We start from the raw sequence: 26957 nt of genomic DNA on the forward strand, positions 1-26957 counted from the left end.
GCATGACAACAGCCATCCTCCATGCGGTCATTCGTGGCTGACTGCTCGCAGTCTGAAGCGGGCATACCCGAAGGACCGCGAGGCAGCAAAAGCGGACGTCACCGTGCGAGGCGAACGACATTGCAACGTCGCGCTTTCTCCCTTGGTGTCAGAACGATGACATTCATTTTCAACAGTTCAAGAGCGCTCAGGGCACCCGAAGCGATTCATCCTGACGCCTTCGCCCACGAGGCCCACTTTCTCTCGAGGTCGAGCTTCTCGAATCGCTCGACCAGGAACTCGGTGAAGACCTTCAGCTTCGCAGGCTGGTGCCGGCGACTCTGGTAGGCGATGTTGATCGTCAGCTGCGGCAGCTCCCAGTCCCGGAGCACGGGGATCAGCCGGCCCGCCACGATGTCGTCGTGAATGATGTACTGCGGCTGGATCAGGATGCCCAGGCCCGCCAGGGCCGCGGCCCGGATGACCTGGCCTTCGTTGGCGTCCAGGGTCGGCGCGATGCCGATCGCCTGCGCCTCCTTGCCGCGCTTGAAGTGCAGCACGTACGGGTCGTTCGCCAGCGAGTACACGAGCATCCTGTGAGCGGGCAGCTCCCGGGGCGAGGCCGGCTGGCCGCGCGCGGAAAGGTAGGCCGGCGATGCGGCCAGCACGCGCCGCATCTGCGCGAGGCGGCGCACGGTGATGCCCGAGTCGCCCTCGTGCTCCCGGGTGCGGATGGCCGCATCGATGCCCGCCTCGATGAAGCCGGGATAACGGTTGGCCGCGGTGATCTGCACGGTGAGCTTGGGATAGCGCCGGTGGAACTCCGGCAGCGCCGGCGCCAGGTGGATCATCGCGAACGACACGGAGCTCGTGATGCGCAGCACCCCGCTGGGGTTGGTGCTGGCCGAATTGACCTCGGCCTCGGCCTCCGCCATCTCGGCCAGCATCCCGCTGCAGCGCTGGTGGTAGCTGCGCCCCGCGTCGGTCAGCCACATGCGGCGCGTGGTGCGCTCCACCAGCCGCGCGCCCAGCCGCTCCTCGAGCCCCGTCAGGTAGCGGCTTGCCGCCGCGTTCGACAGGCCGAGCCGCTCGGCCGCCTTGGTGAGGCTGCCCAGCTCCGCGACCTGCACGAAAAGTTCAATCTGCGCCCAGCGGTCCATGCTCAAGTGATTCTTCCATTTTTAGGAAATGACATTTCGTATTTAGCTCTTTTTTTCCATTCTTTGACGGTACATCATTCGCCCATCGAGGGCCAGGGTTGGTTCACCAGGAGCAAAGCACCGTGCGCAACATCAATGAAGACACCATCACCCAGGCCGTGATCGCCGCGATGTGCCGCTGCGAGAATCCGCGGCTGCTGACGGTCATGACGAGCCTCGTGCAGCACCTGCATTCCTTTGCACGCGAGGTCCGGCTGACGGAGGCCGAGTGGATGGAAGCGATCCGCTTCCTCACCGACGTCGGACACATCACGGACGACAAGCGCCAGGAGTTCATCCTGCTGTCGGACACCCTGGGTCTCTCCACGCTCGTCACGGCGCAGAACAACGCCAAGCCGCCGGCCTGCACCGAGGCCACGGTCTTCGGCCCCTTCTTTGTCGAAGACGCGCCGGTGTACGAGCACGGCGCCGACATCGCCAATGGCGCGCACGGCGAGCCCTGCCACGTCAGCGGCCAGGTGCGCGACCTGGAAGGTCGCCCCATCGCCGGCGCGTGGATCGATGTGTGGCAATCGGACGAGGACGGCCTCTACGACGTGCAGCTTCCCGATGCTTCGGGCACCCACGAGCACCGGGCGCGGGGTCGACTGCGCAGCGGGGTCGATGGGCGCTTTCACTTCCGCTCGATCCTGGCGGTGCCCTACCCCATTCCGCACGACGGCCCGGTGGGTCGCATGCTGTCGGGGCTGGGCCGGCATCCCTGGCGCCCGGCGCACCTGCATTTCATGATCGACGCGCCCGGCTGCGAGCGGCTGATCACCCACATCTTCCGCGAGGGCGACAGCTACCTCGATTCGGATGCGGTCTTCGGCGTGCGCTCGACGCTGGTGGCCGATTGGGTGCGCCACGAGGCCGGCCCGGCGCCGGACGGGACGCACTCCGACGTGCCGTTCCACACGCTGCAGTACGACTTCGTGCTCAACCCCAAGGCCGAGGTGCGGGCGTGATCCGGCACATCGTCATGTGGCGCGTCGCCGGCGAGTCGCCGGAAGAAAGGATGCATGCACGCAAACGCGTCAAGCTGGCCTTCGAAAGCCTCGTCGGACGCATTCCCGGCCTGCACCACATCGAGGTGGGCATCGACCGCAGCGACGTGGACCATGCCTGCGACGCCGTGCTGGTGGCCGACTTCGAGTCGCAGCAGGCACTGGACGCGTACGCGGCCCACCCCGAGCACCTGCGGGTGCGCCAGGAACTCGGTGCGCTGCGCACGTCGCGCCACCAGGTCGACTACCAGCGCTGAGACAGGAGCCTCGCATGCCTTCATCCTTTGTCTACCAGTCGCTGCCGGGCCGCGTCGTCTTCGGCGCAGGCGCCCTGCTGCAACTCGAATCCGAACTCGACGCACTCGGCGTCCGGCGCGCGCTGGTGCTGTGCACGCCCGACCAGCGGCACGCGGCCGAAGCGATCGCCGCGCGCCTCGGCGCCCGTGCCGCCGGCGTGTTCGACCGGGCCACCATGCACGTTCCGCTCAAGGTGGCGCGCGAGGCGCGCGAGGTGGCCCGCGAGCGCAACGCCGACTGCGCCATCGCCATCGGCGGCGGCTCCACCATAGGCCTGGGCAAGGCGATCGCACTCGACAGCGGCCTGCCGATCCTGGCGATCCCGACCACCTACGCCGGCAGTGAGATGACGCCCATCTACGGCATCACGCAGGACGGCGAGAAACGCACCGGCACCGATGCGCGGGTGCTGCCCCGCACCGTCATCTACGACCCGCAACTGACGCTGACGCTGCCGGTGGGCCTGTCCGTCACCAGCGGCATCAACGCCATCGCGCACGCGGCCGAAGGCCTGTATGCCGCCAACGGCAATCCGGTCACCCGCCTGATGGCGCAGGAAGGCATCCGCGCGCTGGCCGCCGGGCTGCCGGCCATCCACGCCGACCCAGCGGACCTCGAGGCGCGCGGCTCGGCCCTGTACGGCGCCTGGCTGTGCGGCACGGTGCTGGCCCACGGCGGCATGGCGCTGCACCACAAGCTGTGCCACACGCTGGGCGGCAGCTTCAACCTGCCGCATGCGCCGACCCACACGGTCGTGCTGCCGTATGTGCTGGCGTTCAACGCCTCGCATGCCGAAGAAGCGATGCGCCACATGGCGCAGGCGCTGGGCACGCACGGCAGTGCCGCCGCCGGCGTGTGGGAGCTGGCCCATCGCAACGGCGCGCCGACCTCGCTGCGCGAGCTGGGCATGGCCGAGGGTGATCTCGACCGCGCCGCCGACATCGCCACCGAGCGCCCGTACTGGAACCCGCGGCCCATCGATCGGGCGGCCGTGCGCGCCGTGCTGCAGGCGGCTTTCGATGGCGTCAGGCCGGACTGAATTTTCCGTTTTTTCTTTCGCTCGTTCGTTCATGGCGCAGCCCGGTTGCGTCCCCCCGAAAATTCCCAGGAGACAAACAATGAATCCCCCTCAAGCGAATCCGCAACCCGACGCCCACGCGTCCTACGACGTGGCCGTGATCGGTTACGGCCCCACCGGCCTGGTGGCGGCCTCGCTGCTGGGCCAGGCCGGCCACCGGGTCGTGGTCGTCGAACGCTGGCCCACCATGTACGGCCTGCCGCGCCTGACGCACATCGACGGCGAGGCTGCGCGCATCGTCCAGGCCTGCGGCAATGTCGACCAGGCCATGCGCGATTCCCTTCCGCTGCACACCTACCACTACGTCAATGCCACCGGCGAACTGCTGCTGGAGCTCGGGTGGAAGGGCAAGCAGTGCGGCTACGCGGCGCACAACTCGATCTACCAACCCGACATCGAGGACGCCATTCACGACCGCGTGGCCACGCTGCCCAATGTCGAGCTGCTGCGCGGCTGGGAGGCCGTGTTCCTCAAGCAGGGCGCCGACGGGGTGACGGTGGCCATCCAGCGCACGAACAGCGGAAAGGACGGCGCGCCCGAGGCCCGCGAGGAGCAATGGGCCGAGCCTGCGCGCACGTTCAATGCCCGCTACGTGATCGGTGCCGACGGTGCCAACAGCTTCGTGCGCCGCGCGCTGGGCATCGAGCGCAACGACTACGGCCACAAGCACCGCTGGCTGAACCTCGATTCCGAGAACCTGTCGGACGCCGCCGAGCGCTTCAAGCGGCTGACCATCTTCTGTGACCCGGCACGCGGCCACATGTACATGCCCATCGGCGACAACCGCACGCGCTTCGAAGTGCGCCTGCTGGACGGCGAAAGCATCGAGGCGTGGGAAGACCCGGCCCACGGCTGGCGCTGGCTGGGCGAGAAGTACGGCGTCGGGCCGAGCGACTTCAAGTTTCTGCGCCACGTGGTCTACACGTTCCAGACGCGCATGGCCGAACGCTGGCGCGAAGGCAACGTGCTGCTGGGCGGCGACGCGGTTCACGCCATGATGCCCTACATGGGACAGGGCGCCTGCTCGGGCATGCGCGACGGCATCAACCTGGCCTGGAAGCTCGACCTGGTGCTCAGCGGCCGCGCGTCGCCCGCGCTGCTGGACAGCTACGAAGCCGAGCGCCGCCCGCACGCCCAGCAGATCATGGAGATGTCGCTGTTCCTCGGCCAGGTCACCAACGAAGACGACGTGGCGAAAGCCGCCGCGCGCGACGAAGCCTTCCGCACCCACACCATGCCGCCGATGCCGCCCTTCCCGAAGGTGGAAAACGGCGTGCTGCACCGCGAAGCCGACGGCAGCCTGCTGGCGTCCACGGGCGTACCGGGGCCGCAGGCGCTCGTGCGCCGTGGCGAGGCCGAAGGCCTGCTGGATGATGTCGTGGGCCATGGTTTCCTGCTGGTGGCGCACGAGGACCCGACGCCGTTCCTGGGCGCCGGCCAGAAAGCGTTCCTGGATCAACTCGGCTGCCACGTCGTGGTGCTGACCCAGGACGAGCGAGTGCCCGGTGCGGTGGTCGAGCTGGACGGCGAGATGTCCGGGTTCATGGCCGAGCACGGCCTCCAGGCCTACATCGGCCGACCGGACTTCATCGTCTTCGGCTCCGTGCCCCGCATGGATGCGCTCGCGGCCCTGGTGGACGACCTGCGCCGCAAGCTGCACTGGCTCGACAGCGACGACACCGGCGCACGGGCCGCCCCGCTCGCCGCGGAGCAGGCCACATGAGCAGCGCGCCCTCTTCTCCCTCTTCTTCCGCCACGTTGGCTTTCCAGCGGGCCATGCCGATGACCCGGCTGCTGGACTGCGGCATGGACTTCGCCGACGCCCAGGCCCTGTTCCAGCGCACCAGCGCCGGCGAGGCATGGGACCAGGTGGCCGAGGCACTGGCGCAGGCGCAGCTGGAGCGCGCCCGCCAGGCCGAGGCTGCCGGCCATCGCGTGACGGCGGCCGAGGCGCAGGCAGCGGCGTTGGCCGACCTGTTGTTCGCCCAGATGGCCTTCAACCACGACACCCCGCGCAAGCGCGCCCTCTACCACCAGCTGGCCATGGCGACGCGCCAGTTGTGCGCAGGGTCCGAAGGCCGCATGACGCGGGTCGAGGTGCCCTTCGGCCCGAGCCATCTCGTCGGCTGGCTGGTGCGACCGCACGCAGCGCCCGCGCGCGGCACGGTGCTGGTGTTCGGCGGCCAGAGTGGCTGGGGCGTGGCCTACCTGCCCATCGCCCGCGCGCTCGCGCGACGCGGCCTGGCCACCCTGCTGGCCGAAGGGCCGGGCCAGGGCGAGACGCGCATGAACCAGGGCATCCATGTCGATGTGGACATGGAGGCGGCCTACAGCCAGTTCGTCACCTTCATCGCAAACGACGCCTCGCTCGGTACGCCCGGCATCTGGGGCAACAGCGTCGGGGGCCTGTGGGCCGCGCGCACGGCCGCGGCCGATGCGCGCATTCGCGCCTGCTGCATCAACAGCAGCCTGGCCGCACCGACGCTGCTGCCCTTCCGGACCTTCGCGGAGCAGGCCGCGGCCATGCTGGGCACCGACGACGAACAGGCCATCCAGCAGAACTTCGAGCGCATGCGCTTTCGCCCCGGGCGGGACCGCATCGACTGCCCCTTGCTCGTGCTGCACGGCGGTGCCGATCCACTGGTTCGAATGGAAGACCAGCAGCCCTTCCTGGACGCCGCGACGAATTCCGACGTCACCTTGCGCGTGTGGGACGACGGCGAGCACACGATCTACAACCATGCGGCGCAGCGGACCGCCTTCGTGGCGGACTGGTTTGCCCGGCGGCTCGCGCCAAGTTGACTTCGTGGCACCGCTGGTTCAGCGCAGCGGTACAGAACGACGTCTTGACCCGAGCTCATTCGGTAACGGGGCAACTTCGGGATTGGAAGCAAGCTCATGCAAGGCCACTGGCGTCCGATCTTGCTAGTAACGCCTGTCAGACAAGCGACTACCGCCAGCCTGAACCAGCCGTCGACGTAAGGCGGTTATGCAGCGTTTGCCGACATCCCTTGGCCTCGCACGAATGGGTACTATCGGCCACAACCGGACCTTCACAAGCAGGTTAGATTGGCGTCCATGACACGCTCGCGAACACCACTTGAGGCCGCCGCAGGCAAACTCATTGCGGCAATTCAAAAGGAGTGGGGCATCGAAGCTGGGGGGCCGGAGGCGGCCGCGAGCGAGGAGGCAATGCATGCGGCCCACGGTCTGCTGCAGGCCGCTTCGAAATTCGGGGCAATCGAGAGCGTCATCGGATCGAGTTCCGTAGCGACGTACTTGGGCGAGCAGTGGGTTCAGGCTCATCCACAGGTGCTGCCATACATCGAGGCCCTTGAAGGCGCTCAATGAGCAACCGACATCAAGCGGCCAAGAGCAGCCATCGCATTTCAACTACTAGTTGTCATCACCAGGTAACGCTTGACACTAAGGCTTCCACTCGCGGATGCATTCCTCGTTTGCATACTGCGACGGACATAGAAATCATTCGTTTGTCACCGCGTACACCTATCAAAAGATCGTGATGAAAATCAGAAGTAGGCATTCCCTCCTTGAATTTATCCTTCTACTCTTGGGCTGTGGTGTGGCGCCTCTGTCACTCGCGGCCCCCGGACTCTGCTGGATTGAGAAAATTGAATCGATGCAGGATGAGGTGCGTGTCTCCCTAAAAGAGGAGTACCGTTTTGCACTATGGGGAATTGAACGGCTCGGCGGCGCCGAGGAACTCGTGAGGCCAGCGCCTCCCTCCGCTCCATTCTTCACCTTGAGAGAGGGTGATAGAGCACGGCTGCGCGCGGGAAATCATGACTGGTGCGAAATTGTCGGTGCGCGAAGAGACGGGGCTCTGGGCGTTGAGATAACCGCGTTCAATCGACAAGTGGGCTTACCGTTGAGCCAGATCACCCGGTTTGCCTCAGATTGAGGATGTGTGTTCGCTGAGGACCGCGCCCGGCCAATTCCAGACCTGCAGTACTGTGGCACGATTTGGGCCCGAAGGCGACGGTCAGACGTCATGACTGAAAGACAGCTCGCAGTCTGAAGCAGTCGTTGTTGGACCTTGAAACGTGCCTGCACTACGCCCTTGTCAATGCATCGAAGGCATTTCGCTCGAACGCCGAAAGCCCCCTAATGTAGCGATGCACCGTGCTCTCCGAGCGGTGCCCCGTCTGCCGCTGAATTGCCCACGTCGGAACACCAGCTTTGGCGGCCGTGGTGACCAATCCCGAACGGAGGCTGTGTGCAGAGAAGCCGCTCGGGTCAAGGCCGCAGTCATGCATGCGCCGCCGCAACACACCTCCGACCGCTGCTCCACTCAACGCACCTGCTAGCTGCCCGTGCCGATTCACCCCGCGAAACAAGGGCAGCGACGGCTCCCCTTCCACGGTCGCCCCGCGCAGTAGCCGAATCCAAGCCTTCAGCAGCTTGACCGGGCACAACCGCCCCGGCCCAGGCGGCAACGCCACTACCCTACCCTTGCCCTGCTGATCGGTTTTTGAGCGCGCCAGTGTCACCGTCACACCTTGAGCGCCGAATGCCAGACTCTCAAGCTTCAGCTTAGCAAGCTCCGATCTTCGAAAACCTCCTGCAAATCCCACCACCAGCAAGGCCCTGTCCCGCAGATCTCGCACCGGGTCTAGGTGCTTCAGCGGCTTGGCAAGCAAGCGCAGCATCTCAATGCTGATGGGTTGGGCCTGCTTCTGCGCCGTGCCATGCACCCGCCGAATCCCGCGCATCGTCGCTTGCACCAGCTCCGACCGCGTTGGCGAAGGCTTGCCCAGCGCCGTGTGCGCGTTCGAGATCGCAGCCAGACGACGGTTGAGCGTGCTGGCCTTGACCTTGCCTGCGTAGGCTGCTAGGTACCGCGCCACCATCGCTGGCGTGGCCGGCACCCTGCCGCCCCAGTCCCGGAAATGCCGCAGATCGCCCTCGTAGGCGCGACGCGTGCTGTCGGCTACGGCGTGAGCGACATAGTGTTCGAACTCGACTTGGGCTCTTGCTGGCCTGATTGCCCGAGATGGCTTGTGCGTGACGGGTGCGCGCCTTGATGAATCGCTGCGAACTCTTTTCATGATCTTGCTCGCTATGTGAATGCTGAGGGGATGGGCTCTTGTGAATGAGCAACGCCCGCAAACGCGGGCGCTGGATCGAAGTGCTATGCCATGGCGAATGCCGTGGACACCTTTCGCAGCGGTCTACCTACGGGCCGTCGTTGTTCGCGGCAAGCTCAGCACCAGCGTCAGATACGCGGTCTGCTCACCCACTGCAGGTCGACTGCGTAGCCGGATGGTGAGGTGCAACGCCCCCTCCCCCAGCGCCTCGCCCAAGGTTCTCCCCAGGCCGCGTACCGTGCGCACCGTGAGTTGGTATTCGGAGGGCGCCCACAGCACCAAGACCGCGCCCAGCGCCTGCTCAAGCCAGATCCCCCGCTCGCTCAGGTCCTCCAAGACAGCCACCATCGCTGCGTCCAGCTGTGCGGGTTCGTCCAGCGGTTGCGTAAAAAGCTCGAACTGCACCTGGCCGAAGTCCAAGGTTTCAACGACATCCGAGTGGTCCCAGGCCGGGCCCAGAATCGAAAGCCCCTCCAACACCGAGCGTTGCAGTCCGACATATAACCATTGCAATGGCGCGAGCTGGGCGGCATCTGTTGGCTCGGCAATGTCGATGCGCGCGTCGATCGAATCGCAGAGGATGCCGAGCATCGAGCCATCGTGCGGCAACGGATGATTGTTCGCACCGAGCACGATGCCGATGGCATGCGCATCTCGACCCCACATGCGCCAGACCAAGAGCATGGCTGCTTCGATTTCAGCGGATGTCATGTCAAAGCCAAAGGCCAAGCAGAGGATGCACGCGTTCTCGAGGTCGACTTGCTCGACCACATGAACCGCTTCGCCTGCATCGATCTCGATGTAACTCGGCTTTTGGTCCAGCAGATCTGCCAACGGCGTGTGCAGTGGTGTATCGATGTGACTGTGAAAGCGTTGAACCAAGCGCCGGCCCGAAGCACCGATGCCGATCAAGCGGACAGCACCGCTCGGCCCGCTGTCGGCGGGAGTGTGAAGAATATTCATGGAATTTACCTTCGATGCCACTCGCACAGGGCGGTGGCAGTGAAATGAAGACGGAAAAGCAAAAGCGCCGCACCAGCCTCTCGGCCAGCACGGCGCCTTCGCAAAGGGCTGTATCAGCGACGCGGGGTCGCTACGGCACTGCCCTCAGCACGCGCTGTCCAGGCCATCGGCCGCGAAGTTCTTGGCGTCAGTGCGTGTCACGTCGCGCAGGCACACCGGCGTCTTGCTACTGATCGCCTTGTCGAGCAACGCGTAGTCCATGCGGCGCATCTGCCCAGCCTGCATCCAGACGACGTTGCCTTTGACGGTATGCAGGCACACGGCCTCCTCGCCACAAGGCTCGTACTTGGTGACCAGAGACATCAAGCTCTCAGGACCTGTGCTGGGGGCAGAAGCCAAAGGTTGCGCCGCAGTAGCTGGGGCACCGGAACCGGATGCGGCAGCCGATTCTTCTTTCTTTGTCTGCGCCACCAATGCAGCCCAGTTCTCCTTCTCCGCGCCCGGCAAGCAGTCCACGGCCTCGCCCTTGTCGTTGCGGACGGTGGAGTAACCTCGCGCCCGAAAGACATTTGGATTCTGCGTTTTCTGCACGCCCACCAGACAAACCGGCTTGCGCGCCCGCAAAGCCTCTGACATTGAATCGCGACCACGTTGATCGACGATCTTCTGGTCGAGTTCGTAGTAGGCGACGTCGTCGCCCTTTTCGTCCCGACCGTGAATGCAGTAGAGGTTGTTTTTGAAACAGTAGGACGGGTCGTTGTGGCCGGTGCCGTAATCCATGATGTAGACAGACTTGCGCCAGTTGCCGCTCGCCGAGAGCTGATCGATCTCCGCTTGCCGTGCCAGCTGCGCTTTCTTCGCTTCGGCTTGCGCCTCGGTGCGCTGCTGGGCGACGGCAGCAACCCGCAGGTACTGGACGGTGCCATCCACGCTCACGTTGGTGGTGGTGACGAACTCGTTTCGCCCTTCCTGCTTCACGATCTGGTAGACCAGCGACTTTCGCATGGGAGTCTGTGGGACTGGGCCGTTGTTGTTGCGCGACCGGATGTAGGCGACCTCGCCGCGCACTTCGGCGGGGTACAGCTGCGAGGTCTGGCCTGACATGGCGACGAGTGCACCGATCAGGTTTGGCATCGGGTTGAGGATGAGTTCGTTCATCTGCGCCAGCTTGTCGGGCTTGATGGTCATCACGATCGTGGTCTTGCAGCTGCGCAACTTGAGCTTATCGTCATACGAAGTGACAGTGGGCGTCTCCAGCGCGAAGGTGGCAAGGTCAGCGCTCTTGGCTGGATAGCCTTGCAAGTGTGCGTCGTTGGCATCGCTGACCATTCCAAGAACGGTTTCGGTGACCTCAGCGTCATTGCAAGGCGGCGCTTCAGGGCCGCAGGCGGTTAGAACTACGGCAGCCGCGATCATCAGCATTGCTCGCGACGATCGTTCGCCTCCGTCCCGGAACGCCGTTCGGATCGCATCAATCCCCTCTGAAATCAAACCGTTGAACATGAATCCTCCAATTGGTCGAACTGCACAAGTAAAAAAACACACTTTACGTTTGGTTTTCATTTAGTTTGCCAGATACCGCTTCGGAACAAAACGGATAGTTTGTGTACTCTTAGTGTTGGAGACAGAAAACTCAGGCGCATGCCTCGAGTCGTTGTCAACAAGCCTCAGCCGCTGGACCCCGTATCCAGCAAGGAGCTCGAGCGCTTGCAGCAAGCCTTCGGGGAGCACTTGCGCTCTATGCGTCACGAACGTCTGATCACGATCGAGCAACTTGCCGAGCTAGCCGGCTTGCACCCGAACTACGTGGGCTCGGTGGAGCGAGGCGAGCGCAATTTGTCGCTTTTCAATATTTGGCGACTCGCCGGCGGCCTCGACGTCACGGTGGGCCAGTTGACGGATCCCCTCCCGAAGCGAGTGCTGAAGCTCGCGAAGCGAAAGACGTCGAGCTAGCTGGGCGCACCCTACGTCGTCAATACTCCTCCGGCAGCAGCAGCGTCGTCACGCTCCGGTCGCCCTCGGTGATGAGCCAGATGCGGTTGTCGAACTCATCTATTGACTCAGACTCGGAAGCAGACGCGGCGCAGGCACCGGTTTGAAGCGGCAATCGGTAGACCGACAGCACACGCAACCCCTGCTCGACAGCGTCCTCGTTGGTTTGCACGTCCCCTGGGTCGATTTCTCCCCAGTCACCAGTCACATGCTTGGCGAGCAGCACGAAGGGATTGCTGTTGGTGGCGTGTATGAGCGCCAAAGCGCCCGGAGTCGCAACAACCCGGCCCAGTGCGAAGCGCAGTGAGGCATCTGGTGTGAGGAAGGCGCTTAGAAAGTCTTTCACTTGAAATCTCCATGGAAAAGAAACGCCCATGCAGCAGCCGCACCAAGCCCCAAGGGGCAAGGCGCAGCAGTCGAAAAAGGCGCGGGGGATGGAAACGAAAACGGCCGCCAAAACCAGCGTCAAAAAAGCGCTGGCTCGGCGGCCATCAGGGGCTACAGGCGGCGGTGCGCCTGCATACGGGCAAGGTCTTGCCTAGCTTTCGCCGGCAGGTTTTCTACCCGTGGGTATATTTTAGCACAAAAACAACACTTTTGTATTCAGTTCTCGACTTTTCTCGGGAGTCGAAAAAGCCCCTGTTTTGAAGGCTTTTTGGCACGCCGTGCAGGGGGTGCCAAAGGTAGCTTACGCGGCCTTCAGCGGGCTCGGGCGGGCCGCTAGCCAGCGCGGCAACCAAGCCGCTTGCCCAGCAAAGGCCACTGCCGACCAGTAGCGCCCAGCGCTTGGGGGCAAACCAAAACATGGGCAAAACCATGGCATGCGGCCCAACAGCCCACGCCAAGCCCCGGAGCAAAACAAAAAGCCCCAGTAGCAAAACTGCTACTGGGGCTTGTGTTTGGCGGAGTGGACGGGACTCGAACCCGCGACCCCCGGCGTGACAGGCCGGTATTCTAACCAACTGAACTACCACTCCTGGTAGACAACGTTCGTTCCTTGCGGAACCGAGTGTTGACGACTCGTGCCGACTTCACCGAAGTGAAACTGGCGACCCTACGGGGATTCGAACCCCGGTAGCCACCGTGAAAGGGTGGTGTCCTAGGCCTCTAGACGATAGGGTCAAAACCTTGGACGTGCTGCGATCAGCATCTCTAACCTACTCGACACTTTGATGGTGGAGGTAAACGGGATCGAACCGATGACCTCTTGCATGCCATGCAAGCGCTCTCCCAGCTGAGCTATACCCCCGTGTGGGTGTCGAGCCTCGAATTATAGCCCGATTTTTCAGGCCTTTTTCAATCGCTCGATAACTTTTTCGCGGGAAAAAATTTCGAGCACTGAATCGAGGGACGGTGTCTGCGATGTTCCCATCACAAGCACTCGTACTGGCATCGCTAACACGGGCATTTTCAGCGCGTGTGTCGCGAGGACTTCCTTGATCATAACTGCGATTTCGGCCCTCTCCCAGGCGACCGTCATCAATTTTTCAACGAGTGTTGCGATCGCGGGCTTCACTGCATCGGTGATGTGCTGCGCGCGGTCTGCATCGCTCACTTCGATGTCCGAATAGAACGCTGCGGCCCAACCAGCGAGCGCCACAGTCGTATCGCAACGGTCCTTGAAGAGCGCGCAGATCGCAGGCAAACGTGCGTCGGCGACGATGCCGCGCTTTTGCAACTGGGCTGCAACAAGCGGTGCAAGCTCCTCGCCGCTCTTGGCCTTGATGTACTGCGCATTCACCCATGCGAGCTTGGCCGCGTCCCACTGCGCGGGGCTCTTCGACAGGTGCGATCCGTCGAACCAGCTCACCATCTGCTCGCGCGTGAAGAGCTCGTCGTCGCCGTGGCTCCAGCCCAGGCGCGCGAGGTAGTTGAGCATGGCTTCGGGCAGGTAGCCGTTGTCTTCGTAGGCCGTGACGCTCACCGCGCCGCGGCGCTTCGAGAGCTTCTGCCCGTCGTCACCGAGGATCACGGGCACATGGCCGAACTGCGGCAGCGGTGCGCCGAGCGCGCGGAAGATGTTGATCTGCCACGGAGTGTTGTTGATGTGCTCGTCGCCGCGGAACACGTGCGTGATGGCCATGTCCCAGTCGTCGACCACCACCGCGAAGTTGTAGGTGGGCACACCGTCGGGCCGCAGGATGATCAGGTCGTCGATCTCGCGGTTGTTGATCGTGATCTCGCCCTTGACGAGGTCGTTCCACGTCACGTCGCCTTCGGGCGGATTGCAGAAGCGCACCACGGGCGGCACGCCTTCGGGCACGGGCGGCAGCACCTTGCCGGGCGTCGGACGCCAGCGGCGGTCGTACAGCGTCTTCTCGCCGCGCGCGCGTTGCGCTTCGCGCATCTCGTCGAGCTCGGCCGGTGTGCAGTAGCAGTGATAGGCGGTGCCGGCCGCGAGCATCTGCGCGATGACCTCGCGGTAACGCTCGAGGCGCTGCATCTGATAGATCGGGCCTTCGTCGTAGTCGAGGCCGAGCCAGTGCATCGACGCGAGGATCTGGTCGGTCGAGTCCTGCGTGGAACGGGCCACGTCGGTGTCCTCGATGCGCAGCACGAACTCGCCGCCGTGGTGGCGCGCGTAGGCCCACGAATAGAGTGCGGTGCGCGCCGTGCCCAGGTGCAGGAAGCCGGTGGGAGACGGTGCGATGCGGGTGCGAACTTTGCCGGTCATGAAATGAAAAATCAGGAAGTCAGGGTGCTCAGGCCGCGCGAAAGGTCGGCCGTGATGTCGTCGATGTATTCGAGGCCGACCGCGAGGCGGATCAACCCCTGGCTGATGCCCGCGGCCTGGCGCTGCACTTCGGTGAGGCGGCCGTGCGAGGTCGTGCCGGGGTGCGTGATGATGGTCTTGGTGTCGCCGAGGTTGGTGGCGATGCTCACGACGCGCGTGCTGTTGATCACGTGGAAGGCGTTGGCGCGCGCGGCGTCGGGCGTGTCGCCGACCACGTCGAACGACACCACCGCCCCGCCCTGCCCCGACTGCTGGCGCATCGCGAGTTCGTGCTGTCCATGCGAGGCAAGACCGGGGTAGTACACGCGCGCAATGCCGGGCTGCTGCTCGAGCCACTGCGCCACGGCCAGCGCATTCGCGCATTGCGCCTTCATGCGAATGCCGAGCGTTTCCATGCCCTTGAGCACGACCCACGCATTGAATGGCGACAGCGCCATGCCGGCGGTGCGCACCACGGGGCCGAAGACATCGACGATGAGCTTCGACGGACCGCAGATCGCGCCAGCCATCACACGGCCCTGGCCGTCGAGGTACTTGGTGCCCGAATGGATGATGAGGTCTGCGCCCAGCTCAGCCGGCCGCTGCAGGATCGGCGTGCAGAAGCAGTTGTCGACCGCGAGCAACGCGCCCACGCCGTGGGCCAGGTCGGCCAATGCCTGGATGTCGCAGACCTCCGTCAGCGGGTTGGTCGGCGTTTCTGCGAAGAGCAGCTTGGTGTTGGGCTTGAGCGCAGCGCGCCATTCGGCCACGTCGGTCTGCGAGACGAAGGTGGTCTCGACACCGAACTTGGCGAACTCCTTGCCGAACAGGTTCAGCGTGGAGCCGAACACCGAACGCGAGCAGATCACGTGGTCGCCGGCCTTGAGCAGGCCCATGCACATCATGAGGATCGCGCCCATGCCGGTCGAGGCGCCGATGGCGGCCTCGGTGCCTTCGAGCGCGGCCAGGCGCTGCTCGAAGCTGGCGACCGTCGGGTTCGAGGTGCGCGAGTAGGTGAAGCCGGCCTCGGTGCCGGCGAAGCGGCGGGCCGAGGTCTCGGCGTCGGGCTGCACGAAGCCGCTCGTGAGGAACAGGGCCTCCGAGTGCTCGCCGTGCTGGCTGGGCGCCAGGCCGGTGCGCAGCGCGAGGGTGTCGCGGTGCAGGCCGGGTGGCAAGGTGCGTTCGTCTTGGCTCACGTCGGCCCTCTCTTCTTTCTCTTACTCGCTGGGGTTCGGCAGGGCGAGGCGCGAAGCGTCTTCTTCGTTTTCCTCGATGCGCGGACGGTTGCCGTTCATGCGCGAGATGGCTTCGGTGTCGATGTCACCGGTCACGTACACGCCGTCGAAGCACGAGGCGTCGAAACCGGCGAGCTTCGGGTTGAGCGAGCCGATGGCGCGCTTCATGGCATCGACGTCCTGGTAGATCAGCGCATCGCAGCCGATGAGCTCGCGGATTTCCTCGACGGTGCGGTCGTGCGCCACGAGTTCGTCCTTGGTCGGCATGTCGATGCCGTAGACGTTGGGGTAGCGCACCGGCGGCGCGGCGCTGGCCAGGTAGACCTTGCGGGCGCCGGCGTCGCGCGCCATCTGCACGATCTCGCGGCTGGTGGTGCCGCGCACGATGGAGTCGTCGACCAGCAGCACGTTGCGGCCCTTGAACTCGCTGCCGATCACGTTGAGCTTCTGGCGCACCGACTTCTTGCGAACGCCCTGCCCCGGCATGATGAAGGTGCGGCCCACGTAGCGGTTCTTCACGAAGCCTTCGCGGTACGGAATGCCCAGGAGGTGCGCGAGTTGCGTGGCGCTCGGGCGGCTCGATTCGGGAATCGGGATGATCACGTCGATCTGGTTCGGCGGCACGGTCGAGACCACGCGCTTGGCCAGCGTTTCGCCCAGGTTCAGGCGTGCCTGGTACACCGAGATGCCGTCGAGCACCGAGTCGGGACGCGCGAGGTACACGAACTCGAAGATGCACGGGTTGAGCGACGCACCTTCGGCGCACTGCATCGAGTGCACGTTGCCTTCGAGGTCGATGAACACGGCCTCGCCCGGCTCGATGTTGCGCTCGAACACGTGGCCCGAGCCTTCGAGTGCGACCGATTCGCTGGCCACCATGACGGTGCCGTCGGCGCTGCGGCCCATGCACAGCGGGCGGATGCCGTAGGGGTCGCGGAAGGCCAGCAGGCCGTGGCCGGCGATCAGCGAGACCACGGCGTACGAACCGCGCAGGCGCTTGTAGACGTTCTTGACGGCGGCGAACACCTCGGCCGGGTGCAGCGGCACGCCGCGCGAAGAGCGCTCGACTTCGTGGGCCAGCACGTTGAGCAGCACTTCGGAGTCGCTCTCGGTGTTGGTATGGCGGTGGTCGGTGGAGAACAGCTCGGCGCGCAGGGCGTGCGCATTGGTCAGGTTGCCGTTGTGCACCAGCACGATGCCGAAGGGCGCGTTCACGTAGAAGGGCTGCGCCTCTTCCTCGCTGTAGGCGTTGCCCGCGGTCGGGTAGCGCACCTGGCCCAGGCCCACGTTGCCCGGCAGCGCGCGCATGTTGCGGGTGCGGAACACGTCGCGCACCATGCCCTTGGCCTTGTGCATGAAGAACTTGCGTTCCAGCAAGGTCACGATGCCGGCCGCATCCTGGCCGCGGTGCTGCAGCAGCAGCAGCGCGTCATAGAGCAGCTGGTTGACGGGTGCGTTGCTGACAACGCCGACGATTCCACACATGAACGATTCCTCTCAGGGCAGGTAGCTTGCCAACTTTTCAGGCAGCGAGGGTTTGAGGCCCTGCAATGCCGCATCGAGAACAATGGCGCTGCGCGATTCGTGCCACCAGGCACTGTCGCTCAACGCCAGCAAATGAACAACGACCGCCAGCACGAGCAGGGCCACCGCCCCCCGTGCCGCGCCGAACGCTGCTCCCAAAATCCGGTCCACCGGCCGCAGGCCGACCGCGGCGATCAGCTTGCGCGTGAGGGCTGCCGCCAGCCCCACGCCGAACGCCACCGCCACGAACACCCCCACGAAGGCCAGCGGGTAACGCCAGGTGGCCTGCGGGTCGCCGAACGGCAGCCAGGCCGCCACGTCGGAGGCCACCCACTGGGCCACGATGAAGGCGGCCACCCAGCCGATCAGCGAAATCACTTCGAACACCAGGCCGCGCACCAGCCCGAACAGCATCGACAGCACGATGAGCGCGATGGCGATCCAGTCGAGCAGGGCCACGGCAATGAACTACAGGCAGCGGGCGACGGCGGTGCTTACAACGTGAGGATGGCTGCGGCCAAAGACAAGCCCTTGACCCGGTCCGCGGCCTTCTCGGCCTCGGCACGCGAGGCGAACGGCCCGACGCGCACACGCGTGCGTTCGCCGTCGGTCGTCTTGGCGACGTGTACGTAGGTCTTGAGGCCGGCGCGCTCGAGCTTCTGGCGCACTTCGCGCGCCTTGTCGGCATCGGCGAAGGCGCCGACCTGCACGACGAAGCGACCGTTGTCGTCGGCGGCCGGCTTGGGTGCGGCGGCGGGCGGCTTGCCTTCGAGCAGCGCGCGGGCGCGGGCGCCGTCGTCGGCGTTCGCGGCGGGCTTGGCGGGGTCCGGCTTCGGCTTGGGCTCGGGCTTCGGTTCGGGCTTTTTCGGCTCCGGCTTGGGCTCCGGTTTGGGTTCAGGCTTCGGCTCGGGTTTGGGTTCCGGCTTGGGTTCGGGCTTCTTCGGCTCCACGGCAGGCTTGGGCGCCGCCGGGGTGGCGGGCACGGTCGTGCCGGGCTCGATCACGGTGCCGTCGGCGGTCTCGGTGATCATGCCGCCGGCCGACGAGGCTGCCGCCACGCGGGAGCTGCCGTCGGACGACGACGAAGGCGCGCTGCTCGTCGCGGGCGCCGGCGTGGCGGGCACGGGCAACGGCTTGGCCTTGTTGCGATCAGGAATCTCGATCGGAATGTCGACCGGCACGGGGCGCGGCTGGGTGTCGAACAGCAGCGGGAAGCCGATCACGCCGACCAGCACCAGCACCGCTGCGCCGAGCAGCCGATGGCGCGCACGTCGGCGCATGGATTCGACACTTTCCGCCGGCACCGCCGCGGGGGCGCTGCGTCCTTCGTTGCCTTGTGGGCCGCGCGCGCGGAACTTGAAAAACGCCATGAAGTTCGATCCCTGGAGGAGTGCAGCGAGGTGGTGCCCGATGGTGCCGGATGGGTGTGGACAGCCCGACGATCAGCCGCCTGGCAGCAGGTGTTTGGCTTGCAGCCGGGGGGTGCCGTTTTCGAGGACGCCACCCACGGTGAAGAACGATCCGAAGACCACGATTCTATCAGTGGCACCTGCCTGCTCGATCGCCGCGCGCAGGGCGTCCATCGGGCTCGCGTGCACGCTGCCCGAGGCGTCTTTGCGCGTGTTCTGGGCCTGCCATGCGGCCAGCAGATCGGCGGCCTTGGCGGCGCGCGGCGTGGGCAGGTCGGTGAAGTACCAGCGGTCGATCAGCGGCCCGATGCGCGCCAGGATGGGCGCGAGGTCCTTGTCGGCCATGACGCCGAACACGCCGTGCGTGGTGGGCGAAAAACCCATGGCGTCGAGGTTCTCGGCCAGCGCCGCGACGGCGTGGGCGTTGTGCGCCACGTCGAGCACCAGCGTGGGCTCGCCCGGCACGATCTGGAAGCGGCCCGGCAGCTCGACCATCGCGAGCCCGTTGCGCACCGCCTGCGCCGTGATCGGCAGCTGCGGGCGCAGCGCCTCGAGCGCCGCAAGCACACCCGCCGCGTTGAGCAGCTGGTTGGCGCCGCGCAGCGCCGGATAGGCCAGCCCGCTGTAGCGCCGCCCCCGGCCCGACCAGCCCCACTGCTGCTTGTCGCCCGAGACGTTGAAGTCGTGCCCGAAGCGCCACAGGTCGGCGCCGATGGCGTTGGCGTGGTCGATGACGCTTTGCGGCGGCACCGGGTCGCTCACGATGGCGGGCTTGCCGGCGCGCAGGATGCCGGCCTTCTCGAAGCCGATACTTTCGCGGTCGGGGCCGAGGTACTCCATGTGGTCCAGGTCGATGCTGGTGATGACCGCGCAGTCGGCGTCGATGATGTTCACCGCGTCGAGCCGGCCGCCCAGGCCGACCTCGAGGATCGCCACGTCGGGCGTCTCCTGGATCATGCAATGCAGGATGCCGAGCGTGGTGAACTCGAAGTAGGTCAGGGCCAGGTCGCCACGGGCCTTTTCCACCACCTCGAAGCTTGCTATCAGTTTGGAAGCATCGACCGCCTCGCCCTTGAGCCGCAGCCGCTCCTCGAAGCGCACCAGGTGCGGCGAGGTGAACACGGCCGTGCGGTAGCCCGCGTGCGTGAGGATCGACTCGAGCATGGCGCAGGTCGAACCCTTGCCGTTGGTGCCCGCCACCGTGATGACGGGGCAGTCGAAACGCAGGCCCAGACGCTGCGCCATTTCTTTGGCGCGATCGAGCCCGAGTTCGATCTTGTCGGGATGAAGGTGCTCGGCGCGCGCGAGCCAGTCGTTCAGGGTTTCCATGGAGGCCGGCATTGTCGCCGACCCGCCGCTCGCGGCATCATGGCGGCCATGACAACCCTATACGGCATTCCGAACTGCGACACCGTCAAGCGCGCCCGCGCCTGGCTCGACGACCATGGCGTGGCCTACGCCTTCCACGATTTCAAGAAACAGGGCGTGCCCGAGGCTGAGCTCGACCGCTGGCTCCAGGCCCCCGGCTGGGAGGCGCTGGTCAACCGCAAGGGCACCACCTGGCGCAAGCTGGACGAGGCCACGCGCGACGCGGTGGTCGACGCCGCCTCGGCCCGCCCCGTGCTGCTCGGCAACCCCAGCCTGATCAAGCGGCCGGTGGTCGATTGGGGCCCGAAGACGGGCGTAACGACTGGTTTCGATGCCGATAGCTGGGCTGTGAACGCCGTGTAAACCCCGGAACCCCGTCCCGCCTGCCGGCCTCCAACCCCGATCTGCAGGAGAGAACACCATGAACAGACACGTTTTTCGCATCCTCACGGGGCTGTCGGCGACCGGCCTGCTGGCCACGGGCGCCAGCGTCGTGCAGGCCCAGCAAGTGGTCCAGGCGCGCGTGATTTCCGCCACGCCGATCCGCGAAACGACCGGCAGCGACGTCAGCTACAACGTCACCTACGAATACCAGGGCCGCCAGTACACGACCCGCACCACCAGCCGGCCGGGCGCCACCATCCCGATCCAGGCCAGCGGCTACGGGGTGACCACGTCGGGCGTGACCACCGCGCCGGTCCAGCCCCAGTCGCAATTGCAGCCCTACCCGGTCGAGGCCAACAACGGCCCGCAGTACCAGGAGCAGTACCAGCCGTACCCGCAACAGGGGCAGTACCAACAAGGTGCCAACTCCCCCTGGGACAGCGTCGTGCCCGAACCCGGCGTGGTGGTGTCCAACGCGCCCGCGCCGGTCTACGTGCAGCCGGCCCCGGTGTACGCCCCGCCCGTCTACGTGCAGCCCGCCTACACCTACCCGTATGCACAGCCCTACGCCTACCCGCCGGTCGGCATCTCGCTGAACCTGGGCTATTCGCGCGGCTGGGGCGGTGGCGGCTACTACCGTGGCTATCGCGGATGGGGCGGCCATCGCCACGGCTGGCGCTACTGAGTTCCCCCAACGACGGGCCGGCTCTGCCGAGCCCCTAAAATCGAGGGCTTCTCCAACCCCGGGGGTGCTGCTGCCGCGGCGCGTCCCTCGATCCGCCGAACGCGCAGGCGCCGGCGCCATCCATCCAATGACGACTACCGACACCATCAACAGCGCCGCAGTGGCCACCAAGGCCAATGTGTATTTCGACGGCAAGTGCGTGAGCCACAACCTCACGCTGGCGGACGGCACCAAGAAATCGGTCGGCGTGATCCTGCCGTCCACCCTCACCTTCAACACCGGCGCGCCTGAAATCATGGAAGGCGCCGGCGGCAGCTGCGAATACCAGCTCGCAGGCACCAGCGAATGGATCGCCTCGGGTCCCGGCCAGAAGTTCAGCATTCCCGGCAATTCGAGCTTCCAGATCCGCGTGAGCGGCGAGCCCTACAGCTACATCTGCCACTTCGGTTGAAACGGAACCCCTGACATGTCGACCATTCTCCAAAACGTTCCCGCCGGCCAGAAGGTCGGCATCGCCTTCTCCGGCGGCCTGGACACCAGCGCGGCGCTGCACTGGATGAAGCTCAAGGGCGCTGTCCCCTACGCCTACACCGCCAACCTCGGCCAGCCCGACGAGCCCGACTACGACGAGATCCCGCGCAAGGCAATGCTCTACGGCGCCGAGAACGCCCGCCTGATCGACTGCCGCGCGCAGCTGGCCAACGAAGGCATCGCCGCCCTGCAGGCCGGCGCCTTCCACGTGACCACCGCCGGCGTGACCTACTTCAACACCACGCCGCTGGGCCGCGCGGTGACGGGCACCATGCTGGTGTCGGCCATGAAGGAAGACGACGTCCACATCTGGGGCGACGGCAGCACCTACAAGGGCAACGACATCGAGCGCTTCTACCGCTACGGCCTGCTCACCAACCCCGCGCTGAAGATCTACAAGCCCTGGCTCGACCAGGTCTTCATCGACGAGCTGGGCGGCCGCGCCGAAATGTCGGCGTTCATGCAGAAGGCCGGCTTCGCCTACAAGATGTCGTCCGAGAAGGCCTACTCGACCGACTCGAACATGCTGGGCGCCACGCACGAGGCGAAAGACCTCGAGCACCTGAACAGCGGCATGCAGATCGTGCAGCCCATCATGGGCGTGGCCTTCTGGAAGGACGAAGTCGAAGTCAAGCGCGAAACCGTCTCGGTGCGCTTCGAGGAAGGCGTGCCCGTCGCGCTGAACGGCGTGCGCTACACGAACCTGGTCGAGCTGATCCTCGAAGCCAACCGCATCGGCGGACGCCACGGCCTGGGCATGAGCGACCAGATCGAGAACCGCATCATCGAGGCCAAGAGCCGCGGCATCTACGAGGCCCCGGGCCTCGCGCTGCTGTTCATCGCCTACGAGCGCCTGGTCACCGGCATCCACAACGAAGACACCATCGAGCAGTACCGCGACAACGGCCGCCGCCTGGGCCGCCTGCTGTACCAGGGCCGCTGGTTCGACCCGCAGGCCATCATGCTGCGTGAAACGGCCCAGCGCTGGGTGGCGCGCGCCATCACCGGCGAAGTGACGGTCGAGCTGCGCCGCGGCAACGACTACTCGATCCTGAACACCGAATCGGCCAACCTCACCTACAAGCCCGAGCGCCTGAGCATGGAAAAGGTCGAAGGCGCGTTCACGCCGCTGGACCGCATCGGCCAGCTCACGATGCGCAACCTGGACATCGTCGACACGCGCGAAAAGCTCGCCATCTACACGCAGGTCGGCCTGCTGTCGTCGGGCGAAGGCGCCTCGCTGCCGAAGCTGGCGAACGACGGCGACGCGAGCTGATCGATCGATCCCCCTGCCCTTGCCACGCGCAAGGGCGGCAATGACAAACGGGCCCTCGCGGCCCGTTTTTCATTGGAAGGTGCGCCAGCAGCGTCAGTCGCCGCCGCCTCCGCACCCGCCGCCGCATCCACCACCGCCATCGGACGCACCACCGCCGTCGCTGGAGCCGCCATCGCCGCTCCCGCTCGACTCGCTGCCGCCGAAGCCCCCGGCATCGCCCGAGCTGCCGCCGTCGGACGACGAATCGCCGAAGCTCGAGCCGCAGTGCGCGTCGGTGCCCGTTGCGCGCTCGACCGCCCGGCAATCGGGGATGTAGTGAAAGCCGTCCGCAATCGCAAACTTGATGTCCAGCGCGAACAGCAGCGGCAGCCGCGCCGGATTGCGCGGGTCGATGCTTTCTTCCTTGCAGGCCCAGTACCAGGTGCGGCGCAGGCCGTCGTTGCGCCGCGCGTCCTGGCCCAGCACCTCGGCCGGGCTGTGGTGCAGCAGGCGCCCGAAGGCCGCCTGGCACCAGGTCTGGTAGCCCTGCGTGTGCAGGATGAACTCGTGCCAGGCCGTGTCGACCACCCGCGAAGGCATGGCGACGAACTTGAGGTTGCTGCGCAGGTGCGCCATGAAGAACTGCCGCAGCCCGCGCAGCACCAGCTCGGCGTCGCGTCGGCTCAGTTGCGGGTGCGCCGCGCGCAGCTTGCCGATCAGGAACGGCGGCAGCCGGGCCTCGCGGATGAACTGGCGGCGCAGGCTGAGTTCGATCTGGCTCAGGAGCACCGCGAAGCAGAGGGCCGCGAGGATCAGCAGCACCGACCCCCACCAGCCCGCCCGCACCAGGAACACCGAGGCGATGCCCGCCACGATGACGGCAAGCTGCGCCCAGCCCAGCACGGCGATGCGCCGGCGGTAGTTCAGGTGCAGGAAGTCGAGATCCACCGCGTCAGACCACCACCGGCTCCGGCTCCAATCGGATGCCGAAGCGCTCGTACACGCTGGTCTGGATCGCCTTGGCCAGCGTCATCACCTCGCCGCCGGTCACCGGGTTGGTCGAGCCGCCGCGGTTGACCAGCACCAGCGCCTGCTTTTCGTAGACGCCGGCGTTGCCGACCGACTTGCCCTTCCAGCCGCAGGCGTCGATGAGCCAGCCGGCCGCGAGCTTGATGCTGCCGTCGTCCATCGGGTAATGCACGATCTTGGGGTCGCGCGCGATGATGTCGGCGCACTGCTCGGGCGTGACCGTCGGGTTCTTGAAGAAGCTGCCGGCGTTGCCCAGCACGCGCCAATCGGGCAGCTTGGCGCGGCGGATGGCGCAGATCCACTCGAAGATGTCGACCGCGCTCGGCGTGAAGTTGGCGGTTTCTTCCATCTTGCGCTCGAGGTCGAGGTAGCCGACCACCGGCTTCCAGGGCTTGGGCAGCCGAAAACGCACTCGTGTGATGACCGCCCGCCCCGCCAGGCCGAAATCGTTCGGGCCGCTGCGCACGTGCTTGAAGACCGAGTCGCGGTAGCCGAAGGCGCACTGCGCCGCGTCGAGCGTGAAGGCGCGGCCGGTTTCGAGGTCGAAGGCGTCGAGCGAATCGAAGCGGTCCTGCAGCTCGACGCCGTACGCGCCGATGTTCTGCACCGGCGCGCCGCCCACCGTGCCGGGAATGAGCGCCAGGTTTTCCAGCCCCGGGTAGCCGCTGCGCACCATCCATTCGACGGTGTCGTGCCAGGTTTCGCCAGCGCCGGCCTCGACGATCCAGGCGCGCGGCGTCTCTTCGACCAGCCGCCGGCCCTTGATCTCGACCTTCAGCACCAGCGGCTTGACGTCGCCCGTGAGCACGATGTTGCTGCCGCCGCCGAGCACGAAACGGGGTTCGTCGCGCCAGGCGGGGTCGGCGTGCAGCGCGGCCAGGTCGGCCTCGCTGGCGATGCGCGCCAGGTGCTGCGCACGCGCGACGATGCCGAAGCTGTTGTAGGGCTGCAGCGGGACATTGGACTCCACGATCATGGGAGAATTGTCGCATTCAGTCCCCGTGCGTCCAGGAGAGCCTATGCCGTCTTTCGATACCGTCTGCGAGCCCAATTTGCCCGAAGTGAAGAATGCGGTCGAAAACACCGCCAAGGAAATCGCCACGCGCTTCGATTTCAAGGGCACCGCCGCCGCCGTCGAGCTCAAGGACAAGGAGATCACCATGATCGGCGACGCCGAGTTCCAGCTCGTGCAGGTCGAGGACATCCTTCGCAACAAGCTCACCAAGCGCAACGTCGACGTGCGCTTTCTCGACAAGGGCGACGTCCAGAAGATGGGCGGCGACAAGGTCAAGCAGGTCATCAAGATCAAGAACGGCATCGAGGCCGAGCAGGCCAAGAAGATCACCCGCATCATCAAGGACAGCAAGCTCAAGGTGCAGGCCGCGATCCAGGGCGATGCCGTGCGCATCACCGGTGCCAAGCGCGACGACCTGCAGGCCGCCATGGCCCTCATCAAGAAGGACGTGCCCGACATGCCGCTGTCCTTCAACAACTTCCGCGACTGACCCGCGCATGAAGGCGCTCCTCGTCGCGGCGCTATGGGCGGCCGCGGCCATGGCGGCGCACGCCGCCGACTCGGTCACGCTGACCGGCTCCATCGGCAGCCGCGCCATCCTCATCGTAAACGGCGCGCCGCCCAAGACGGTGGCGGTCGGGGAGACCTTCCAGGGCGTCAAGCTGGTGTCGCTGCAGGCCGACCAGGCGGTGGTCGAATCGGCGGGCAAGCGCTTCTCGCTGCGCATGGATTCGCCCGTGAGCATCGGCCGGGGCGGTATTGCCGGCAGCGGCGGCAACCGCATCGTGTTGCAGGCCGACAGCCGGGGCCACTACATGACGCAGGGCCAGATCAACGGCCGCGCCGTCACCTTCATGCTCGACACCGGTGCGACCACCATCGCACTGTCGGCGGTCGATGCCCAGCGCATCGGGCTCGACTACAGCAAGGGGCAGTTGGTGCAGATGCGCACGGCCAACGGCAACGCTGCGGGCTACAGGCTGCGGCTGCAAAGCGTGCGCGTGGGCGACGTCGAGGTCTACGACATCGACGCCATCGTCTCGCAGCAACCCATGCCCTTCGTGCTGCTGGGCAACAGCTTTCTCAATCGCTTCTCGATGCGGCGCGACGCCGACGAGATGATTCTCGAGAAGCGGTACTGACCTGACCGTTGGTGGTCAGGCCTGCGCGGCCGTCACCACGATCTCGATCTTGTAGGCCGCGTTGGCCATCTTGGCCTCCACGGTGGCGCGCGGCGGCGTGTTGCCGGCCGGAATCCACGCGTCCCACACCTCGTTCATGGCGCCGATGTCGCCGATGTCGGCCAGGAAGATCTGCGTCATGAGGATGCGCGACTTGTCGCTGCCGGCCTCGGCCAGCAGGCGGTCGACCATGCCGAGCACCTGCGCGGTCTGGCCGCGGATGTCCTGCGTGGTGTCGTCGGGCACCTGGCCCGCGAGGTAGATGGTGCCGTTGTGCACCGCGGTCTCGGACAGACGCGGGCCGACGTGGAAGCGGGTGATGGATGCCATGGTGAGTTCAAGCCTTTTTCTTCGAGCCGAGTTTCGACTCCGTGCCGGCCGCGAGCCGGCGGATGTTTTCGCGGTGCCGCCAGATCAGCAGCAGACTCATGATGATGATCGCAATCAGCACCGTGCGGTCGAGTGGCCACGCAATGTTGCCACCCAGCAGGTAGTAGGCCGGCGCGAAGAACGCCGCCACCAGCGACGACAGCGACGAGTAGCGGAAGAAGATCGCGATGATCAGCCAGGTCGCGCCCGTGGCCAGCCCCAGCCAGGGTGCGATGCCCACCAGCACGCCGGCGGCCGTGGCCACGCCCTTGCCGCCCTGGAAGCCGAAGAACACCGGGTACAGGTGGCCCAGGAAGGCCGCCAGGCCCGCCAGCGCCGCCACGCCCTCGCCCAACCCCCACTGCGCGCCGAACTGGCGGATCAGGAACACCGGCAGCCAGCCCTTCGCCGCGTCGAGCAGCAAGGTGGCCAGCGCCGCGCCCTTGTTGCCCGAGCGCAGCACGTTGGTGGCGCCGGGGTTGCCGCTGCCGTAGCTGCGCGGGTCGGCCATGCCGAGCGACTTGCTCACGATGACCGCAAACGACAGCGAACCGATCAGGTACGACGCCACGATGGCAAGGAGGGAAGGCAGATCGAAACTCAAGGCGGGTCTCCGGGGAACGGATTGTTGTTGTG

At 65.9% G+C, this 26957-nt stretch carries 28 protein-coding genes and 3 tRNA genes; 13 read left to right on the forward strand and 18 right to left on the reverse strand.

Annotation, left to right across the window (positions count from 1 at the left end):
- Nucleotides 1-206 precede the first annotated feature (206 nt).
- Nucleotides 207-1139: a LysR family transcriptional regulator gene (locus tag AC1RAD_RS20010; RefSeq protein WP_492699137.1), complete on the reverse strand. Its 933-nt coding sequence runs from the start codon at nucleotides 1137-1139 to the stop codon at nucleotides 207-209.
- Between the two features lie 122 nt (nucleotides 1140-1261).
- On the opposite strand from AC1RAD_RS20010, the gene AC1RAD_RS20015 reads away from it, so the two are divergent.
- The 6 genes from AC1RAD_RS20015 (at nucleotide 1262) to AC1RAD_RS20040 (ending at nucleotide 6911) form a co-directional block, all read left to right on the forward strand.
- A complete protein-coding gene (locus tag AC1RAD_RS20015; RefSeq protein ID WP_492736768.1) occupies nucleotides 1262-2146 on the forward strand; it encodes an intradiol ring-cleavage dioxygenase in 885 nt (294 codons plus the stop codon).
- The gene (locus tag AC1RAD_RS20020; RefSeq protein ID WP_492736770.1) at nucleotides 2143-2442 is read left to right on the forward strand and encodes a Dabb family protein; all 300 of its coding nucleotides are present in this window, start codon (nucleotides 2143-2145) and stop codon (nucleotides 2440-2442) included. The genes AC1RAD_RS20015 and AC1RAD_RS20020 overlap by 4 nt, the downstream gene beginning before the upstream one ends.
- 14 nt (nucleotides 2443-2456) lie before the next feature.
- Nucleotides 2457-3521: a maleylacetate reductase gene (locus AC1RAD_RS20025; RefSeq protein ID WP_492736772.1), complete on the forward strand. Its 1065-nt coding sequence runs from the start codon at nucleotides 2457-2459 to the stop codon at nucleotides 3519-3521.
- Nucleotides 3522-3600: 79 nt separating this feature from the next.
- Entirely contained in the window at nucleotides 3601-5283 is a 1683-nt protein-coding gene (mhpA, locus tag AC1RAD_RS20030; RefSeq protein WP_492736774.1) for a bifunctional 3-(3-hydroxy-phenyl)propionate/3-hydroxycinnamic acid hydroxylase MhpA, read from the forward strand.
- Complete coding sequence (locus AC1RAD_RS20035) at nucleotides 5280-6362, forward strand: alpha/beta hydrolase family protein (RefSeq protein WP_492699127.1); 1083 nt, start codon at nucleotides 5280-5282, stop codon at nucleotides 6360-6362. The genes mhpA and AC1RAD_RS20035 overlap by 4 nt, the downstream gene beginning before the upstream one ends.
- A 276-nt stretch (nucleotides 6363-6638) precedes the next feature.
- Nucleotides 6639-6911, forward strand: coding sequence for a hypothetical protein (locus tag AC1RAD_RS20040; RefSeq protein WP_492699125.1), 273 nt, complete (start codon nucleotides 6639-6641; stop codon nucleotides 6909-6911).
- Between the two features lie 722 nt (nucleotides 6912-7633).
- Here AC1RAD_RS20040 and AC1RAD_RS20045 read toward each other — a convergent pair.
- The 3 genes from AC1RAD_RS20045 to AC1RAD_RS20055 all read right to left on the reverse strand — a co-directional run bounded on the left by AC1RAD_RS20045 (nucleotide 7634) and on the right by AC1RAD_RS20055 (nucleotide 11194).
- Nucleotides 7634-8629 carry a site-specific integrase gene (locus AC1RAD_RS20045; RefSeq protein ID WP_492699123.1) on the reverse strand — a complete coding sequence of 332 codons (996 nt, stop codon included), beginning with the start codon at nucleotides 8627-8629 and terminating at the stop codon, nucleotides 7634-7636.
- Nucleotides 8630-8752: 123 nt separating this feature from the next.
- Complete coding sequence (locus AC1RAD_RS20050) at nucleotides 8753-9631, reverse strand: hypothetical protein (RefSeq protein ID WP_492699121.1); 879 nt, start codon at nucleotides 9629-9631, stop codon at nucleotides 8753-8755.
- 144 nt (nucleotides 9632-9775) lie between these two features.
- Nucleotides 9776-11194: a hypothetical protein gene (locus AC1RAD_RS20055; protein WP_492699119.1), complete on the reverse strand. Its 1419-nt coding sequence runs from the start codon at nucleotides 11192-11194 to the stop codon at nucleotides 9776-9778.
- Nucleotides 11195-11338: 144 nt separating this feature from the next.
- On the opposite strand from AC1RAD_RS20055, the gene AC1RAD_RS20060 reads away from it, so the two are divergent.
- Entirely contained in the window at nucleotides 11339-11584 is a 246-nt protein-coding gene (locus AC1RAD_RS20060) for a helix-turn-helix domain-containing protein (protein ID WP_235944340.1), read from the forward strand.
- A gap of 19 nt (nucleotides 11585-11603) precedes the next feature.
- Here AC1RAD_RS20060 and AC1RAD_RS20065 read toward each other — a convergent pair whose 3' ends face one another.
- From AC1RAD_RS20065 to folC, 10 genes are all read right to left on the reverse strand, one after another.
- Nucleotides 11604-11969: a type I restriction endonuclease subunit M gene (locus AC1RAD_RS20065; protein WP_235944339.1), complete on the reverse strand. Its 366-nt coding sequence runs from the start codon at nucleotides 11967-11969 to the stop codon at nucleotides 11604-11606.
- Nucleotides 11970-12523: 554 nt separating this feature from the next.
- Nucleotides 12524-12600 (reverse strand) — tRNA-Asp (locus AC1RAD_RS20070).
- A gap of 69 nt (nucleotides 12601-12669) precedes the next feature.
- Nucleotides 12670-12745 (reverse strand) — tRNA-Glu (locus tag AC1RAD_RS20075).
- Nucleotides 12746-12796: 51 nt separating this feature from the next.
- Nucleotides 12797-12872 (reverse strand) — tRNA-Ala (locus AC1RAD_RS20080).
- A gap of 36 nt (nucleotides 12873-12908) precedes the next feature.
- Entirely contained in the window at nucleotides 12909-14297 is a 1389-nt protein-coding gene (gltX, locus tag AC1RAD_RS20085; RefSeq protein WP_492736776.1) for a glutamate--tRNA ligase, read from the reverse strand.
- Nucleotides 14298-14308: 11 nt separating this feature from the next.
- Nucleotides 14309-15532: an O-succinylhomoserine sulfhydrylase gene (locus AC1RAD_RS20090; RefSeq protein ID WP_070062416.1), complete on the reverse strand. Its 1224-nt coding sequence runs from the start codon at nucleotides 15530-15532 to the stop codon at nucleotides 14309-14311.
- Nucleotides 15533-15553: 21 nt separating this feature from the next.
- Nucleotides 15554-17056: an amidophosphoribosyltransferase gene (gene purF / locus AC1RAD_RS20095; RefSeq protein ID WP_062469951.1), complete on the reverse strand. Its 1503-nt coding sequence runs from the start codon at nucleotides 17054-17056 to the stop codon at nucleotides 15554-15556.
- A gap of 12 nt (nucleotides 17057-17068) precedes the next feature.
- A complete protein-coding gene (locus AC1RAD_RS20100) occupies nucleotides 17069-17554 on the reverse strand; it encodes a CvpA family protein (RefSeq protein ID WP_447777055.1) in 486 nt (161 codons plus the stop codon).
- Nucleotides 17555-17589: 35 nt separating this feature from the next.
- Nucleotides 17590-18465: an SPOR domain-containing protein gene (locus tag AC1RAD_RS20105; protein ID WP_492736778.1), complete on the reverse strand. Its 876-nt coding sequence runs from the start codon at nucleotides 18463-18465 to the stop codon at nucleotides 17590-17592.
- Nucleotides 18466-18537: 72 nt separating this feature from the next.
- Nucleotides 18538-19845, reverse strand: a complete 1308-nt coding sequence (folC, locus tag AC1RAD_RS20110; protein ID WP_492736780.1) for a bifunctional tetrahydrofolate synthase/dihydrofolate synthase — start codon at nucleotides 19843-19845, stop codon at nucleotides 18538-18540.
- A 36-nt stretch (nucleotides 19846-19881) separates the two neighbouring features.
- Here folC and AC1RAD_RS20115 point away from each other — a divergent pair, with 36 nt between their 5' ends.
- The 4 genes from AC1RAD_RS20115 to argG all read left to right on the forward strand — a co-directional run bounded on the left by AC1RAD_RS20115 (nucleotide 19882) and on the right by argG (nucleotide 22748).
- On the forward strand, nucleotides 19882-20235 hold the full coding sequence (locus AC1RAD_RS20115) for an ArsC family reductase (protein ID WP_062469960.1): 354 nt from the start codon (nucleotides 19882-19884) through the stop codon (nucleotides 20233-20235).
- 58 nt (nucleotides 20236-20293) lie between these two features.
- A complete protein-coding gene (locus AC1RAD_RS20120; protein ID WP_492736781.1) occupies nucleotides 20294-20941 on the forward strand; it encodes a hypothetical protein in 648 nt (215 codons plus the stop codon).
- Nucleotides 20942-21068: 127 nt separating this feature from the next.
- Nucleotides 21069-21392: a pyrimidine/purine nucleoside phosphorylase gene (gene ppnP, locus AC1RAD_RS20125; protein ID WP_492736783.1), complete on the forward strand. Its 324-nt coding sequence runs from the start codon at nucleotides 21069-21071 to the stop codon at nucleotides 21390-21392.
- Between the two features lie 15 nt (nucleotides 21393-21407).
- A complete protein-coding gene (gene argG / locus AC1RAD_RS20130) occupies nucleotides 21408-22748 on the forward strand; it encodes an argininosuccinate synthase (RefSeq protein ID WP_062469963.1) in 1341 nt (446 codons plus the stop codon).
- Nucleotides 22749-22841: 93 nt separating this feature from the next.
- Here the strand turns inward: argG and AC1RAD_RS20135 are convergent, their stop codons facing one another.
- Nucleotides 22842-23675: a glycine-rich domain-containing protein gene (locus AC1RAD_RS20135; RefSeq protein ID WP_492736785.1), complete on the reverse strand. Its 834-nt coding sequence runs from the start codon at nucleotides 23673-23675 to the stop codon at nucleotides 22842-22844.
- A gap of 4 nt (nucleotides 23676-23679) precedes the next feature.
- The gene (gene murB / locus AC1RAD_RS20140; RefSeq protein WP_492736787.1) at nucleotides 23680-24732 is read right to left on the reverse strand and encodes a UDP-N-acetylmuramate dehydrogenase; all 1053 of its coding nucleotides are present in this window, start codon (nucleotides 24730-24732) and stop codon (nucleotides 23680-23682) included.
- A 43-nt stretch (nucleotides 24733-24775) separates the two neighbouring features.
- Here murB and AC1RAD_RS20145 point away from each other — a divergent pair, with 43 nt between their 5' ends.
- Together AC1RAD_RS20145 and AC1RAD_RS20150 are read left to right on the forward strand one after the other, a co-directional pair.
- A complete protein-coding gene (locus tag AC1RAD_RS20145; protein ID WP_492736789.1) occupies nucleotides 24776-25261 on the forward strand; it encodes a YajQ family cyclic di-GMP-binding protein in 486 nt (161 codons plus the stop codon).
- Nucleotides 25262-25268: 7 nt separating this feature from the next.
- Complete coding sequence (locus AC1RAD_RS20150; protein ID WP_062469972.1) at nucleotides 25269-25913, forward strand: retropepsin-like aspartic protease family protein; 645 nt, start codon at nucleotides 25269-25271, stop codon at nucleotides 25911-25913.
- Between the two features lie 15 nt (nucleotides 25914-25928).
- Here the strand turns inward: AC1RAD_RS20150 and AC1RAD_RS20155 are convergent, their stop codons facing one another.
- Nucleotides 25929-26282 carry a RidA family protein gene (locus AC1RAD_RS20155; protein ID WP_070062404.1) on the reverse strand — a complete coding sequence of 118 codons (354 nt, stop codon included), beginning with the start codon at nucleotides 26280-26282 and terminating at the stop codon, nucleotides 25929-25931.
- A 7-nt stretch (nucleotides 26283-26289) separates the two neighbouring features.
- Nucleotides 26290-26925 (reverse strand): glycerol-3-phosphate 1-O-acyltransferase PlsY, encoded by a 636-nt coding sequence (plsY, locus tag AC1RAD_RS20160; RefSeq protein ID WP_062469978.1) that lies wholly within the window; start codon nucleotides 26923-26925, stop codon nucleotides 26290-26292.
- Between the last annotated feature and the right edge of the window lie 32 nt (nucleotides 26926-26957).

The sequence above is a fragment of the Variovorax sp. GW823-FHT04B03 genome, from assembly GCF_058796495.1.

Coding starts and splice junctions, on each gene's coding strand:
- AC1RAD_RS20145 (WP_492736789.1), top strand. CDS start 24,776: ATGCCGTCTTTCGATACCGTCTGCGAGCCCAATTTGCCCGAAGTGAAG.
- AC1RAD_RS20050 (WP_492699121.1), bottom strand. CDS start 9,631: ATGAATATTCTTCACACTCCCGCCGACAGCGGGCCGAGCGGTGCTGTC.
- AC1RAD_RS20120 (WP_492736781.1), top strand. CDS start 20,294: ATGAACAGACACGTTTTTCGCATCCTCACGGGGCTGTCGGCGACCGGC.
- argG (WP_062469963.1), top strand. CDS start 21,408: ATGTCGACCATTCTCCAAAACGTTCCCGCCGGCCAGAAGGTCGGCATC.
- gltX (WP_492736776.1), bottom strand. CDS start 14,297: ATGACCGGCAAAGTTCGCACCCGCATCGCACCGTCTCCCACCGGCTTC.
- AC1RAD_RS20040 (WP_492699125.1), top strand. CDS start 6,639: ATGACACGCTCGCGAACACCACTTGAGGCCGCCGCAGGCAAACTCATT.
- AC1RAD_RS20155 (WP_070062404.1), bottom strand. CDS start 26,282: ATGGCATCCATCACCCGCTTCCACGTCGGCCCGCGTCTGTCCGAGACC.
- mhpA (WP_492736774.1), top strand. CDS start 3,601: ATGAATCCCCCTCAAGCGAATCCGCAACCCGACGCCCACGCGTCCTAC.
- AC1RAD_RS20045 (WP_492699123.1), bottom strand. CDS start 8,629: ATGAAAAGAGTTCGCAGCGATTCATCAAGGCGCGCACCCGTCACGCAC.
- AC1RAD_RS20105 (WP_492736778.1), bottom strand. CDS start 18,465: ATGGCGTTTTTCAAGTTCCGCGCGCGCGGCCCACAAGGCAACGAAGGA.
- AC1RAD_RS20115 (WP_062469960.1), top strand. CDS start 19,882: ATGACAACCCTATACGGCATTCCGAACTGCGACACCGTCAAGCGCGCC.
- folC (WP_492736780.1), bottom strand. CDS start 19,845: ATGCCGGCCTCCATGGAAACCCTGAACGACTGGCTCGCGCGCGCCGAG.
- AC1RAD_RS20010 (WP_492699137.1), bottom strand. CDS start 1,139: ATGGACCGCTGGGCGCAGATTGAACTTTTCGTGCAGGTCGCGGAGCTG.
- AC1RAD_RS20035 (WP_492699127.1), top strand. CDS start 5,280: ATGAGCAGCGCGCCCTCTTCTCCCTCTTCTTCCGCCACGTTGGCTTTC.
- ppnP (WP_492736783.1), top strand. CDS start 21,069: ATGACGACTACCGACACCATCAACAGCGCCGCAGTGGCCACCAAGGCC.
- purF (WP_062469951.1), bottom strand. CDS start 17,056: ATGTGTGGAATCGTCGGCGTTGTCAGCAACGCACCCGTCAACCAGCTG.
- murB (WP_492736787.1), bottom strand. CDS start 24,732: ATGATCGTGGAGTCCAATGTCCCGCTGCAGCCCTACAACAGCTTCGGC.
- AC1RAD_RS20025 (WP_492736772.1), top strand. CDS start 2,457: ATGCCTTCATCCTTTGTCTACCAGTCGCTGCCGGGCCGCGTCGTCTTC.
- AC1RAD_RS20055 (WP_492699119.1), bottom strand. CDS start 11,194: ATGAAAACCAAACGTAAAGTGTGTTTTTTTACTTGTGCAGTTCGACCA.
- AC1RAD_RS20150 (WP_062469972.1), top strand. CDS start 25,269: ATGAAGGCGCTCCTCGTCGCGGCGCTATGGGCGGCCGCGGCCATGGCG.